This window comes from Halorubrum sp. F4 (assembly GCF_027257195.1).
Classification (GTDB): Archaea; Halobacteriota; Halobacteria; order Halobacteriales; family Haloferacaceae; genus Halorubrum.
Genome location: NZ_JAPDFS010000002.1, coordinates 589,516 through 601,790, shown reverse-complemented (window position 1 = coordinate 601,790; position 12,275 = coordinate 589,516). Strand labels below are relative to the sequence as shown.

13 protein-coding genes are annotated in these 12,275 nt (G+C 70.3%); 6 read left to right on the top strand and 7 right to left on the bottom strand.

The genetic code is table 11. From position 1 onward, the window contains the following. Positions 1 to 52 precede the first annotated feature (52 nt). Positions 53 to 520, top strand: a complete 468-nt coding sequence (locus OKW78_RS07835; protein ID WP_281194629.1) for a co-chaperone YbbN — start codon at positions 53 to 55, stop codon at positions 518 to 520. 21 nt (positions 521 to 541) lie between these two features. Here the strand turns inward: OKW78_RS07835 and OKW78_RS07830 are convergent, their stop codons facing one another. Together OKW78_RS07830 and OKW78_RS07825 are read right to left on the bottom strand one after the other, a co-directional pair. Beyond that, positions 542 to 1,750, bottom strand: a complete 1,209-nt coding sequence (locus tag OKW78_RS07830) for a hypothetical protein (RefSeq protein WP_281194628.1) — start codon at positions 1,748 to 1,750, stop codon at positions 542 to 544. Between the two features lie 125 nt (positions 1,751 to 1,875). Next, positions 1,876 to 2,931 (bottom strand): asparaginase, encoded by a 1,056-nt coding sequence (locus OKW78_RS07825; protein ID WP_281194627.1) that lies wholly within the window; start codon positions 2,929 to 2,931, stop codon positions 1,876 to 1,878. Positions 2,932 to 3,225: 294 nt separating this feature from the next. On the opposite strand from OKW78_RS07825, the gene OKW78_RS07820 reads away from it, so the two are divergent. The 3 genes from OKW78_RS07820 (at position 3,226) to OKW78_RS07810 (ending at position 6,308) form a co-directional block, all read left to right on the top strand. Further along, positions 3,226 to 3,543 (top strand): hypothetical protein, encoded by a 318-nt coding sequence (locus OKW78_RS07820; protein WP_281194626.1) that lies wholly within the window; start codon positions 3,226 to 3,228, stop codon positions 3,541 to 3,543. 159 nt (positions 3,544 to 3,702) lie between these two features. Continuing rightward, complete coding sequence (locus OKW78_RS07815; protein ID WP_281194625.1) at positions 3,703 to 5,379, top strand: DUF255 domain-containing protein; 1,677 nt, start codon at positions 3,703 to 3,705, stop codon at positions 5,377 to 5,379. Positions 5,380 to 5,501: 122 nt separating this feature from the next. Then, positions 5,502 to 6,308, top strand: coding sequence for a TrmB family transcriptional regulator (locus tag OKW78_RS07810; RefSeq protein WP_281194624.1), 807 nt, complete (start codon positions 5,502 to 5,504; stop codon positions 6,306 to 6,308). 36 nt (positions 6,309 to 6,344) lie between these two features. On the opposite strand, the gene OKW78_RS07805 is transcribed toward OKW78_RS07810, so the two are convergent. From OKW78_RS07805 to OKW78_RS07785, 5 genes are all read right to left on the bottom strand, one after another. Then, entirely contained in the window at positions 6,345 to 6,590 is a 246-nt protein-coding gene (locus OKW78_RS07805; protein WP_281194623.1) for a hypothetical protein, read from the bottom strand. Positions 6,591 to 6,716: 126 nt separating this feature from the next. Next, positions 6,717 to 6,926: a CbaC protein gene (locus OKW78_RS07800; protein ID WP_281194622.1), complete on the bottom strand. Its 210-nt coding sequence runs from the start codon at positions 6,924 to 6,926 to the stop codon at positions 6,717 to 6,719. Further along, positions 6,923 to 8,743 (bottom strand): b(o/a)3-type cytochrome-c oxidase subunit 1, encoded by a 1,821-nt coding sequence (locus tag OKW78_RS07795; protein WP_281194620.1) that lies wholly within the window; start codon positions 8,741 to 8,743, stop codon positions 6,923 to 6,925. The genes OKW78_RS07800 and OKW78_RS07795 overlap by 4 nt, the downstream gene beginning before the upstream one ends. Beyond that, positions 8,740 to 9,246, bottom strand: coding sequence for a cytochrome c oxidase subunit II (locus OKW78_RS07790; protein WP_281194619.1), 507 nt, complete (start codon positions 9,244 to 9,246; stop codon positions 8,740 to 8,742). Before OKW78_RS07790 ends, OKW78_RS07795 begins: the two co-directional genes overlap by 4 nt. Positions 9,247 to 9,252: 6 nt before the next feature. After that, positions 9,253 to 9,426 carry a hypothetical protein gene (locus OKW78_RS07785; protein WP_281194618.1) on the bottom strand — a complete coding sequence of 58 codons (174 nt, stop codon included), beginning with the start codon at positions 9,424 to 9,426 and terminating at the stop codon, positions 9,253 to 9,255. 97 nt (positions 9,427 to 9,523) lie between these two features. On the opposite strand from OKW78_RS07785, the gene OKW78_RS07780 reads away from it, so the two are divergent. Together OKW78_RS07780 and OKW78_RS07775 are read left to right on the top strand one after the other, a co-directional pair. Beyond that, complete coding sequence (locus tag OKW78_RS07780; protein WP_281194617.1) at positions 9,524 to 9,736, top strand: hypothetical protein; 213 nt, start codon at positions 9,524 to 9,526, stop codon at positions 9,734 to 9,736. A gap of 66 nt (positions 9,737 to 9,802) precedes the next feature. Beyond that, positions 9,803 to 12,268: a cation-translocating P-type ATPase gene (locus OKW78_RS07775; protein ID WP_281194616.1), complete on the top strand. Its 2,466-nt coding sequence runs from the start codon at positions 9,803 to 9,805 to the stop codon at positions 12,266 to 12,268. Positions 12,269 to 12,275: the final 7 nt, after the last annotated feature.

The window sequence follows — 12,275 nt, the reverse complement described above, 5'->3', positions numbered from 1 at the left end:
CCGAACCTCGCCGACCGCAATCTATATTGTTTAGAACACGCAATACTACCGTATGAGCGAATCCGATCGAGGCGACTCCGAACCGAGCGAACGCGAGCGGATCCGCGAGCGAAAGCGTCGGGAGCTTCGCCAACGGCTCGAGGGCGAGGCGAACGGGGGATCCGGCGGCGACGGTGCGGTCGACGTCGGGGACGAAACGCCGAGCGATCCGGTCGAGGTCGGAAGCGCCGAGGAGTTCCAGCGGCTCGTCGGCGAGCACGAGGTCGTGCTCGTGGACTGTTATGCCGACTGGTGTGGCCCGTGTCAGATGATGGAGCCGACCGTCGAGTCGCTCGCGGACGAGACCGACGCGGTCGTCGCGAAGGTCGACGTCGACGGGTTGCCCGGGCTGGCCCAGCAACTCGGCGCTCGGGGCGTGCCGACGTTCCTCGTGTACGCGAACGGCGAGCCGGTCGACCGGTTCGTCGGCGCACAGGACCGAACCACCCTCGAGACGGCGATCGCGAGCAACGCGGCCTGACGCCTCGGTCCGATTTCGACCTCACCCGACGAAGTCGAACGCGACGGCGAGTTCGTCCGCGCCGAAGAAGACGAACCGATACCGTCCGGGCTCGAGGTCCGGACACACCCGGAGGTCGCCGTTCGGGTGGTCGGCAACCACCCCCTCCTCGTCCATCGTGAACGACCACTCGACGACCTCGCCCGGCCTCGTCGAGACCAGTTCGTCGGTGTACTCGAAGCGGCCGTCGTCGCTCCCGCGCACGTCGGTCCACCCGTCCTCGGCCTCCACCTCGAGGGTGTACTTGGCGTGGTTGCCGACGCCGACCGGCCGCGCGGAGACGTTCGTCATCTCGACGCGGAACGGGTCGCCCCGATCGAACCGCAGGGGTCCGCCCCCCTCGTCGGCGTCGTCCGCGCGGTCGGCGTCGTCCGTACCGACGGGATCGTCGCCTGCCTCCTCGCGTTCGGGATTCACGACCCGGAGTTCGAGCCCCGAATCGCCGTCGACGCCGCCGCCCGACCCCCAGTTCACGTCGTCGGAGGAGGAGGGATGCCGCTCGAAGGCGTCGTCCGGACAGTCGAGCGGCGCGGGGACGTTCGGCGGGTCGCCGTCGGGCCGCACGGATCCGCGGAGCGCCGCCGGGTCGCGGACGCCGTCCTCGCCGGTCAGTTCGGCGGTCTCGCCCCGTCCGTCCGTCACGGCGATCCGAGCCTTCTCCGGCAGCGGGTCGGCCGTGACTCGGAGGAACGCCCCGGAGTAGGTGATCGCCTCGCCGCACGCGGTGTCCTCGTCGGCGGTGTCGACCACCGTCGCGTCCGCGGTCAGGGTCCTCCCGTCGACGTCGACGTCCGCGAACTCGAGGAGTCGTTCGCAGGTGTTCCGGCCGACCGACTCGACGTATGCGAGAACCGACTCCTCGAAGTCGGTCCCCTCGACGAAATCGAGCGTCTCGGGACGCGCGTCCCCGAGGAGCCACTCGACCGCGGTGCGGTCGGTGAACAGGGTCGCGAACCCCGGCCGCTCCGTCCGCCGCCACGCCGGCCCGGAGAGCGCGCCGCCGACCCGATGGATCGTCGTTTCCGGGTCGGCGTCGCTTCCGCCGTTCCCGTCGTCCGTGCCGTTCCCGTCGTTGGACCCGGGCGGCGATCCGCCGAGACAGCCCGCGAACCCGACAATGCCGACGGTTCCGACGGTCGCGGCCGCCCTCCCGATGCCGCGGAGCGTCGATCGTCGAGTGGCCCGTTTCATACCCGCCGATACGACGGTGCCGGATAAGGGCTTCGTGGAGGCACAAACGGCTCTCTGTGCTACCCGCGTCGCCGGCGGCGGCGCGCCATCCGGATCGGGCGATCCGCTGTGGATCCGACGATCCGCTACGGTCGCCCGAAGACCCGCGGGAGGTCCTCCCGCCCGACGCCGGCGGCCAGCCCGAGCGCCAGCCCGACGCGGGCCTTCGCCGCCGGGAGGTTTCCGGCGAAGACGACGCCGTGGTCCGCGAGCGTGACCGCCCCGCCCGGCGTCCCGTACACCGGTTCGGTCGGGCCGGCGGGCCGGCCGGCGACGACGACGGGTACCTCGTCGACCGCCTCCGCGACGGCGTCGCCGATCGCGGCCGTGGCGTTCCCGAGCCCCGTCCCCTCGATCACGATCCCGCCCACGTCGGCGGCGAGGGCGCGCTCGATCCCCGCCGCGGTGGCCCCCGTCCCCGAGTGGATCACGGGGACCTCGGGAACGCGGTCGGCCGCCGCGGCCGGGTCCGCGGGATCGATCGGCCCCTCCGGTCCACAGAGCGGGTCGACCGCGACCCTCCGACGCGGCTCGCGGACGAGGTCGGAGGCCGCGCGGGTGAACGTCGCGATCGGAGCCGCCGCCGGAGAGGTCATCGTCGAGAGCGCGTTGCTGTGGCCCTTCACCACGTCGCGGCCGGCGTGAAGCTCGTCGTCGAACGCGACGTGGACGCCGCGCGCGAACCGGTCGTCGGCCGCCGCCCGGACCGCGAGCGTCAGGTTCGCCGGCACGTCGCTCGAGGGCTCGTCGAGGCGACGCTGTGCGCCCGTCACCACGACCGGTGCGGGCAGGTCGGTCAACACGTCGAGCGCGTAGGCGGTGTCCGCGAGCGTGTCGGTCCCGTGGGTGACGACGATCCCGTCCGCGCCCTCCTCGACCGCCTCCCGCGCCGCGGCCGCGGTCGCGAACACGTCGCGCCACCGCACGTCGAACCCCGGCTGTGAACAGACCTCCCGGGCCGACACCGTCGCGTACGTCTCGACGCCGGGGACCGCCGACACGAGGTCCGACCCCGTCTTGGCCGGCGCGGCACCGTCGTCTCCCGGCTCCGACGCGATCGTTCCGCCGCAGGCGACGACACACACGTGTGGTCGCTTTTCGTTTCCGGGCTCTCCGCTCCCGCTGGTCTCGTCGCTTCCCATGGCCGACGGTGGCCGCGGCAGGAGTAAATCGCTTCGCCCCTCGGCAGGCAGGGCGTCACTCCGCGGTTCGACTGTCGCCCCTCGTTCCACTCTCCCGGGGATCTCGTTCGACCCGAATCCGCCGTCGGGTGGAATCGATCACGAGACCCATGAAAGAATCTCCAAATCTGCTTATGAACTTTTTACTGCTTTTTGAGACGGTTTTGAAACGTCGCGAAACACGGTACAAGGTGTGAATTACGCCGAACCCTCGGCGGGCTATATGTGGGTACCACCCGTTGGGGGAAACGTCAGATGTCCACCCGTGTCCCCCTCGAACGGATCCCCCTCACGCTCCCCCTCGCGGAGCGGATGAGCCGCACCGTCAGAGCCGTGGCGTTCTGGGCGGCGATCGTCATCCCGGTCGGCTACCCGTTCCTGCTGTACGCCGGGCTCGACCGAACCAACGGCCTGATCTTCGTCGGACTGTTGGCCGCGAACGCGGTCGCGCTCGCGCTCGGCCACGACTACGATCCCGGATCGACCGACGAGTACGGCGTTTCGGCCGCCTCCGACGTGCGGAACGCGTCCGCCACGTCGGACGACCGCCGCGCCGACGAGACCGACGCCTGATCCCGGCACATCCGGGAACGCCATCCTCAATTTCCAGACCCTCCACTTTCAGACCTTCCACTTTCAGACCCTCCACTTCCGGACCCTCCGCCCTCCGCGAGCCTCCATCCCGCCCGCCGTCTCGAAGCGCTTACCCACCCGCCCACCCGAGCGTGATCCATGACCGACGCGACGCGGGTCGAGTGGCGCGAGTGGGGCCGCGAGGCGTTCGCCGAGGCCGACGAGCGGGACCTGCCGGTCCTCCTCTCGCTTTCGGCCACCTGGTGTGAGGGCTGTCACGAGATGGACGCGACCACCTACGCCGAGCCGCGGGTCGCAGCCAACGTGAACGAGTGGTTCGTGCCGGTCCGAGTCGACGTCGACCGCCGACCGCGCGTCCGCGAGCGGTACAACATGGGCGGGTTCCCCACGACCGCCTTCCTCACGCCCGACGGCGAACTGCTCACCGGCGCGGGGTACCTCGGCATCGACGGGATGCGCCAGGTGCTCGAGTCAGTCCAACGGATGTGGGACGAGGAGGGTCGCGAGGCCGGTCGGATCCCGCGCGCGCTGAACGGCGACCGACCGCCGGCCGGCGAGCTCTCCGAGGCGGTCGAGAGCCACCTCGCCGGACAACTCGAGAACAAGTACGACGAGGAGTACGCGGGATGGGGAACCGACGCGAAGTTCCCGCTTCCCCGCACCGTCGAGTTCGCGTTGAAACGCGACCGCGACCGTGGCCTGCGCACCCTCGACGCGGTCCGCGACCACCTCGCGGACGACGTCGCCGGCGGCTTCTTCCGGTTCGCCGGGACCCGCGACTGGAGCGACGTGGCCTACGAGAAGCCGGCGGACACGAACGCGGCGGTGACGCGGGCGTTCGCGAACGCCTACCTCTACACCGGCGAGGAGGCGTACCGCGAGCCCGCCGCGGCGGCCGTCGACTTCCTCACCGACGACCTCTGGACCGGCTACGGCGTCGGCGGGAGCCTCGGTCCGGGGCTCGGGCGAGCCTACTACGCCGCCCCCGCCGAGGACCGCACGGAGCTCGACTCGCCCCGTCGCGACCTCACCGTCTTCGCCGGCGCCAACGCGCTCTCGGCCGACGCGCTCCTCGCGTTCGCGGCGTACACCGACGACGGCCGCGCCCGCGAGTACGCCGAGCGGATCCTCGACGGTCTCGAGCGCGACCTGATCGACCTCGACACCGGCCTCGTGACCCACTACCGGTCCACGGACGGCGACGACGGGACCGACGACCTCGCCCCGAGCGACCTCCTCGAGGACGTCTCGCGGGTCGTGGACGCGTACGTCCGTGCCGCCGGGGTGCTCGGCGAAGGTGCCGACGTCGCCCGCGCGGTCGCGGACCGAGCGATCGAGGAGCTCCACGTCGACGGCTCGTTCGTCGACGGACCGCGTTCCGGTGCCGGACTGCTCGACCGCCCATTCAGGCCGCTCGACGGCAACGTGGAGCTCTCGTCCGCGCTCGTCGACCTCGCGGCGCTCACCGGCGAGGACCGCTACCGGTCGGTCGCCCGCGAGACCGCCGAGTCGTTCGCGGGCGCGACCGACCGGCTCGGGGTACAGGTCGCGGGGTACGGGAGCCTCGTGGGACGGTTGCTCCGCGGAACGACCGTCATCGTCGTCGGTACCGAACCCGGGAGCGACCTCCACCGGGCGGCCTGGCGGGTCGCCGACCACGAGAAGGTCGTCGTCCCGAACGCCCACCGCGAGGACGCGCCCGCGCCGCGAACCGTCCCCGAGGGATCGGCCGTCGTGATCGCCGGCGACGCCGTCTCCGCCCCCGCGACAACCCCGGACGAGTTGATGAGCCGCGTCGCGGAGACGGCCGAGTGATCCGCGTCGTCGAGCGGCGATCCATGCCTCGATCGCCGTCGGCGTCTCGTCGGACCGTCCCTCCGCTGAAACGAGCGTAAACCTTCGACGCGTTTATATCGACACCGCGACACCGTAGGGGCATGGCATCCCTCCGCGATCTCGGTCTGTCGGAGTACGAGGCCCGCGCGTACCGCGCCCTGCTGCGGACCGGGCCGACGACGGCGAAGGACCTCTCGCGGGCCAGCGAGGTCCCGATGGGTCGTATCTACGACGTGCTCAACAGCCTCGAGGGCCACGATCTCGTCCGGAGCCAGGCGGCGAGCCGTCCGAAGAAGTACGTCGGCATCGAGCCCGACGCCGCCCTGGACCGATTGCTCGAGGAGAAACGACGCGAGCTCGACGCACGGGCCGAACAGTACGCGTCGGTCGTCGAGGAGCTCTCGAGCGAGCTCGACGCCACCGACCCCGTCGACGGCGAGTTCTGGACGGCCGCCGTCGGCGCGGAGGACGCCACTGATCTCCTGTTGGAACGGATCGCGACCGCGGAGCGTCGGATGGTCGTCGTCGCCGGCGCACCCGCGACCGGCTTCGACCTGGGCACGATCGGAGAGCGAGTGACCGCGGAGCTGGAGGCGGCGCTCGACCGCGGCGTCGAGGTCAGGGTGTTGTTGTCGCCGGAGACGGTCGACGCGCTTCCGCGAAGCGTCGGCCGCCGATACAGCGCCGAACTCGCCGACAACGAGGGATTCTCGGTTCGGACGACGCCGGGCGTCGACGGGACGTTCAACGTCTTCGACGGGCTCGAGGTGTGTATCGAGGTGCCACATCCCCTCTCGGGCGAGGAGCCCTTCGCGATGATCGACATCAAGGACGCCGAGTTCGCCGCCAGCGTGAGCGAGGAGTTCGAGCCGCGATGGGCGGAGGCGGAGGCGCTCTCGTTCGGCTGAACGGTCGAACGGCAGCCGCGATCGACGACGCCGACCTCAGCGGTCGGGTACGTCCGGATCGACGAGCGGCGAGTCGGAGTCGGCACACGCCGGGCGGCCGCACACGCCGGCGTCCTCGCCCGCACGCTCGACGCCCGGCGCGAGCGACTCGATCCGCCAGTCGACGGCGTGACCGGTCTCGGCCTCGTGCTCGGCGAGGCTCTCCCGGGCCGACCGGAGCCGGTCGTGTGTCGCCTCGAAGGAACACTCCGCACAGCGGACGACGACGCGCGTTCGATCCATGTCGGACCGACGGGAGAGATCGGCAAAACCGCTCCGGTCGATCGCCCGCCCGACCTCGGCCGTGGCAGAGCCGTTCGGACTCGTCGGCCGTCGTCGGGCCTCGTCGCGTCGCCGGGCCTTATCGAGTCAGCCGGCCTCGTCGGGTTCGGTCCGCCAGCCGCCGGAGAGCACCACGAGCCAGACCGCGATCCCGGCGAGGACGAACACGCCGGCCATGTACGGAACGATCGGGAGGCTGAGGCCGAGGGCGTCGAGAACCGTCCGGAGCTCGTAGACGATGACCCCGAAGACCGCGAGCCCGACGAGCAACCCGCCGCGGGTGACGTCGAAGTTCACGCGATCACCCCGGAGGTGGCCGCATCGAGGAGGCGGGCACCGAGGAACGCGAGCGCGTCGACGAGCGACCACGCCGCCGGTACGGCGACCTCCGCCAGCGTGCCGACCGCCGCGTCGATCCACACGGGATACGTCCCGACGCCGGGACCGAGCAGCCCGCCGTCGTTGATGATCGCCGCGAGCGGGAGCGCGTACGCGAGCACGACGAGGGTCACGGCGATCCCGGCCCAGATCCGGAGGTCGTCGAGCACCTCGGGGGCGTCGTCGGGGCCGGAGAGCGCGGGACGGATCGTCTCCGCGAGCCCGGAGACGCGCGGATTACCCATCGTGAGCACGAGGTTCCCGATGAACAGGACCGTCGAGAGGAACAGCAGCGTTCCGCCGATCGCGATCTGGACGTTCAACTCCTCGAAGCCGCCGAACGCGACCGGGTAGTCGAAGCCGGAGTACTCCGGCTCGGCCGTCCGTCGGGGAGCGCCGAGCAGCCCCTGCGCGTGCATCGCGTTCGACATGAGCGCCATCCCGATGAACCAGAGGACGACCTGGAACAGCCCGATCGATCGGCTGTAGACCGGTTTGTTGGTGATCTGCGGCCACAGCCAGTAGGTCGCGGCCATGAACGTGAGCGCGACCGCGGTCCCCACGGTGAGGTGGAAGTGACCGGGGACCCAGATCGTGTTGTGAATCATGTAGTTGATGTTCATCCCGGCGTTGACCATCCCCGAGAACCCGCCGGCCGCGAACATCAGTCCCGCCAGCATCATCCCGGTGAACGCCGGGTCCCGCCAGGGGAGCGATCGAAGCCAGCCGAAGACCCCGGTGCCGCCGCGCTGGCGTGCGCCGTACTCGACGCTCGCGACGACGGTGAACGCCGTGAGCAGGCTCGGCAACAGGAGGAACATCGTGTTCGTCATCGAGATGAACTTGAAGCCCTCGGCGATGCCGGGGTCGAGGTACTGGTGGTGGATGCCGACCGGGGTCGACAACAGCAGGAAGAGGACGAAGACGACCCGCGCGAGGGGGTCGCTGAACAGTCGCCCGCCGGCGATCGACGGAAGCACGGTGTACCACAGCAGGTACGCGGGCATCAACCAGAAGTAGACCACCGGGTGGCCGAAGAACCAGAACAGCGTCCGGGTGAGCGTCGGGTTCACCGACTCGATCAGCCCGAGCGACCAGGGAAGGAGGAAGATCAGCACCGACGCGGCGACCGCCGAGGAGGCGATGTACCACATGATCATGGTGGTCAACACCATGAACGTCTGGAGCGGGATCCGCTCTCCCGGGTTGTCCTCGCGCCACGCGAGCCACGTGCGGAACCAGTCCGCGCCGGCGAGCCAGCTCCCGACGATGAAGACGGCGAGACCGGCGTAGAACATCGGATGCGCCTGAAGCGGCGCGTAGAACGTGAAGAGCACGTCCGCGCTCATGTCGACCGCGTCGACGAAGCCGGCGAGGATCGATATCCCGGTCATCGTCATCCCGACGACCATGAGCGCGTACCAGGTCCAGGTGATCCTGATGTTCACGAGCGGTCGGTCGAGGCTACGGACCACCGCCCAGGTGAACAGTCCGACGAGGAAGAACGTGGTGAAGCTGAGCGCCAGGAACACCCCGTGGGCGGTGAGGGAGGTGTAGTAGTCGGCCGAGCTGAGGATCCCGCGGAAGAGCCCGGTCCGGTGAAGCGTCTGGATGATCCCGAAGATCGCCCCGAGCGTGAGCGCGAGGAAGGACCCGAGAAGCGCCGCACGGACGACCCTCGCCTCCTCCGGGAACGCGTCGTAGAACGTCTCCTCCGCCTCGAGCGCGTCGCTCATTCGCTCTCACCCCCGGACTCGAACTCCTCCTCCGGGACGACGTGGAGTTTCCCCTCCATGGCGTGGTGGCCGGCCCCGCAGTACTCGTTACAGAGGATCCCGTACTCCCGCGGTTCACCCACCTCGACGGTTATCTCGGAGACCTCGCCCGGCACGACCATGGTGTTCGCGTTCGTCCCGACCACCTCGAAGCCGTGGATCACGTCGCGGGAGGTGATCTGGAACGTGACGGTGCTGTTTTCGGGGACCACGATCGGGCTCGGTTCGAACCCGAACTGGAAGGCGACGACGTACGCCTCGTACTCGTTCTCGCCGACCTGCTCGACGCGAGGTTCGGCGAAGCGGTCGTCCTCGTCGAGCGCGTTCGCGTCGATCTGGGGCTCGCTGTCGGCGACCATTGCCACCCCGGGACCGATCGCGCCGTAGGTGACCGATCCGAGGAGCAACAGGATCAACACGATGGCGAACGCGAGCCAGATCTTCTCGTAGGCGTGAATGTGCATTCCGTTTCACCCCACCACGACCAGGTCACGGCCGAGGAACTCGATGTAGTAGATGTACACCCATGCGATCACGAGGATCGCGAAGTACACGGCGATGAGCGCGAGCGTGCCGACGGGGTCGAACTCCTCGTCGCCGCCCGCGTCGTTCGCCGGCGCGCCTGTCGTCTCGGTTCGGCTCATGGGTCCGCTTACGGACAGCCAACCATATAATATCCACCCGTTCCCGGGGTATGAAAATCCGCTTGGACTATATGGTGACCGCCGTACACGTGTTCGTATGGAATTCTCGCTCCAGCACGCGGTGTTCTTGGTGCTCGGCGGGGTGCTCCCCGCGGCGGCCTACATCGCCTCGCGCGCGGAGTACGTCGTCGCCGTCACGTTCGTCAACGTGGTGCTCATCTGGGCGAGCCTCCGGGTCGCCACCGGCGGCAGCCTTCGTCCCGGCGGAGACGACGACAGGCTCGAGCCGAGCGACATCGAGGACGCGTAACCGCATCCCACCCGCGGTTCGAATCGCCCTCGGCCCGCCACGGCCGACGAACCGGACGCCACCACCATGTCGAACTGTACCCTCTGTGACCTGCCGACGGGATCGGACCCGCACACCGACCCGGACGTCGAGGGCGAGTACTGTTGTCAGGGGTGTCTCGCCGTGGCGCGCTCGCTCGACGACGTGGCGGACGCCGAGGACCTCGAGGAGCGGACGCCGGACGCGGAGCCGCCGGACGACTTCGACGGCGAGACGGCGTTCCTCCACGTCGACGGCATGCACTGTGCGACCTGCGAGTCCTTTCTCGAGTTGACCGCCGCCGAACGCGAGGGCGTCGCGGCCGCGGAGGCGAGCTACGCCACCGACACGATCCGCGTCGAGTACGACCCCGACCGGGTGACCGCCGCCGACCTGCCGGAGGCGCTCTCCGTCGCCGGCTACACCGCGAGCGACCGGGCCGACCCCGAACCCGAGGGCGACGACGTCGACGTGGTTCGCTTCCTCATCGGCGGCGGCTTCTTCGGGATGATGGCGATGCTGTGGTACGTCCTCTTCTTATACCCCACCTACTTCGGCTACGATCCGCTCCTCGACTTGGGCGGCGTGGGCGGGCTCTACCTGTTCACGCAGATCTGGCTTTTCACCTCCATCGTGCTGTTCTACACGGGCTATCCGATCCTCCGCGGCGCGTACGTGAGCCTGCGGGCCGGCCGGCCGAACATGGACCTCCTCGTGTCGCTTGCGGCGGTCAGCTCCTACGCGTACAGCACGCTCGCGATGCTCCTCGGCCGGACCGACCTCTACTTCGACGTGACGATCGCCGTGATACTCGTCGTCACCGCGGGCAACGGGTACGAGTCACGGATCAAGTCCCGTGCGACCGGGATGCTCTCGGAGCTGACGACCGCCGCGGAGACGGACGTTCGACTCGAATCCGGCGAGTCGGTCCCGACGGAGGTGGTCGAGCCGGGGGACCGGCTGCTCGTCAGGCCCGGCGAGCGCGTCCCGTTCGACGGCACGGTCGCGGAGGGGACCGCCGCGGTCGACGAGGCGCTCGTGACCGGCGAGTCGCTCCCGGCGACGAAACGCCCCGGCGACGCGGTCCGCGGCGGCACCGTCGTCACGGACTCGCCGGTCGTGGTCGAGGTAGGCGACGAGGCGACGAGCACGCTCGACACCCTCGTTCGACTGCTCTGGGACATCCAGAGCTCGCGGTCGGGGATACAGCGGCTCGTCGACCGGCTGGCGACCGTGTTCGTCCCGCTCGTGGTCGCGGTCGCGGTCGTCGCCGGCGCGGGCACGCTGGCGCTCGGCGGCGCCCCGACCGACGCGGCGCTCGTCGCGCTCACCGTGCTCATCGTCTCGTGTCCGTGCGCGCTCGGACTGGCGACGCCGCTCGCGATCGCGGCGGGGATCCGCGACGCCGCCCGCCGGGGGATCGTGATCGTCTCCGACGCCGTCTTCGAGGACGGCGCCGGGATCGACGCGGTCGTGCTCGACAAGACCGGGACCCTCACCGACGGGGAGATGCGGTTGCTCGAGACGACCGCGGAGGACGATGAGGAGGGAGGGTCGGACGACGAGCGAGTTCTCGACCGGGCGGCGGCGCTCGAACGCGCCTCCGCCCACCCGATCGCGCGGGCGATCACGGACGCGGTCGACGCGGATCGGGCGGGAAACGATCCCTCGGACCCCACGGCCGTCGCCGACGGCGGGACGGAACCCGCGAGCGGTCCTGCGGGGGATCGCCCCGCCGCCGGAGAGCCGACCGACTCGACCGATTCGGCGAACGACGTGGTCGACGTCACCGTCACGGACCGCGGCGTCGAGGGACGGATCGACGACGACCGCGTCGTCGTCGGCCACCGATCCCTCCTCGAGGAGCGCGAGTGGACCCTTCCCGACCGGCTCCGCGAGGCGGCCGAGCGCGCGACGGCGGACGGAAACGTCCCCGTCTTCGTCGGCTGGGACGGGCGCGTTCGAGGGGTCCTCGTCGTCGGCGATGGCGTCCGCGAGGGATGGGAGTCGGTCGTGACCGACCTCGCGGACCGCGGGAAGCGCGTCGTCGTGCTCACCGGCGACTCGGCCGCCGCGGCCCGCCGCTTCGCGGAGCATCCCGCGATCGACGAGGCGTTCGCGGGGGTGCCGCCGGAGGCGAAAGCCGAGACGGTTCGCCGGATCGGCGCGGAAGAGCGGGTGGCGATGGTCGGCGACGGCAGCAACGACGCGCCGGCGCTCGCGGCCGCCGACCTCGGCGTCTCCGTCGCGAGCGGCACCGACCTGGCCGCGGACGCCGCCGACGCCGTCCTCCTCGAGGACCGGCTCGCCGCGGTCCCGGAGCTGTTCGACGTCACGACCGGGACGAACCGACGGATCAGGGAGAACCTCGGGTGGGCGTTCGCCTACAACGCGATCGCGATCCCGCTCGCGGTGTCGGGGGCGCTCAACCCGCTTCTGGCCGCGCTCGCGATGGGGACGAGCAGCCTGCTCGTCGTGAGCAACTCGGCGCGGTCGGTCGTCGACGGCGAGTGACGACCGG

What these genes read in the sequence shown, in the direction of transcription:
- OKW78_RS07810 (WP_281194624.1), top strand. Translation starts at nt 5,502, where the DNA reads ATGGCATCCCTCCGCGATCTCGGTCTGTCGGAGTACGAGGCCCGCGCG.
- OKW78_RS07780 (WP_281194617.1), top strand. Translation starts at nt 9,524, where the DNA reads ATGGAATTCTCGCTCCAGCACGCGGTGTTCTTGGTGCTCGGCGGGGTG.
- OKW78_RS07830 (WP_281194628.1), bottom strand. Translation starts at nt 1,750, where the DNA reads ATGAAACGGGCCACTCGACGATCGACGCTCCGCGGCATCGGGAGGGCG.
- OKW78_RS07815 (WP_281194625.1), top strand. Translation starts at nt 3,703, where the DNA reads ATGACCGACGCGACGCGGGTCGAGTGGCGCGAGTGGGGCCGCGAGGCG.
- OKW78_RS07785 (WP_281194618.1), bottom strand. Translation starts at nt 9,426, where the DNA reads ATGAGCCGAACCGAGACGACAGGCGCGCCGGCGAACGACGCGGGCGGC.
- OKW78_RS07775 (WP_281194616.1), top strand. Translation starts at nt 9,803, where the DNA reads ATGTCGAACTGTACCCTCTGTGACCTGCCGACGGGATCGGACCCGCAC.
- OKW78_RS07820 (WP_281194626.1), top strand. Translation starts at nt 3,226, where the DNA reads ATGTCCACCCGTGTCCCCCTCGAACGGATCCCCCTCACGCTCCCCCTC.
- OKW78_RS07795 (WP_281194620.1), bottom strand. Translation starts at nt 8,743, where the DNA reads ATGAGCGACGCGCTCGAGGCGGAGGAGACGTTCTACGACGCGTTCCCG.
- OKW78_RS07790 (WP_281194619.1), bottom strand. Translation starts at nt 9,246, where the DNA reads ATGCACATTCACGCCTACGAGAAGATCTGGCTCGCGTTCGCCATCGTG.
- OKW78_RS07835 (WP_281194629.1), top strand. Translation starts at nt 53, where the DNA reads ATGAGCGAATCCGATCGAGGCGACTCCGAACCGAGCGAACGCGAGCGG.
- OKW78_RS07805 (WP_281194623.1), bottom strand. Translation starts at nt 6,590, where the DNA reads ATGGATCGAACGCGCGTCGTCGTCCGCTGTGCGGAGTGTTCCTTCGAG.
- OKW78_RS07825 (WP_281194627.1), bottom strand. Translation starts at nt 2,931, where the DNA reads ATGGGAAGCGACGAGACCAGCGGGAGCGGAGAGCCCGGAAACGAAAAG.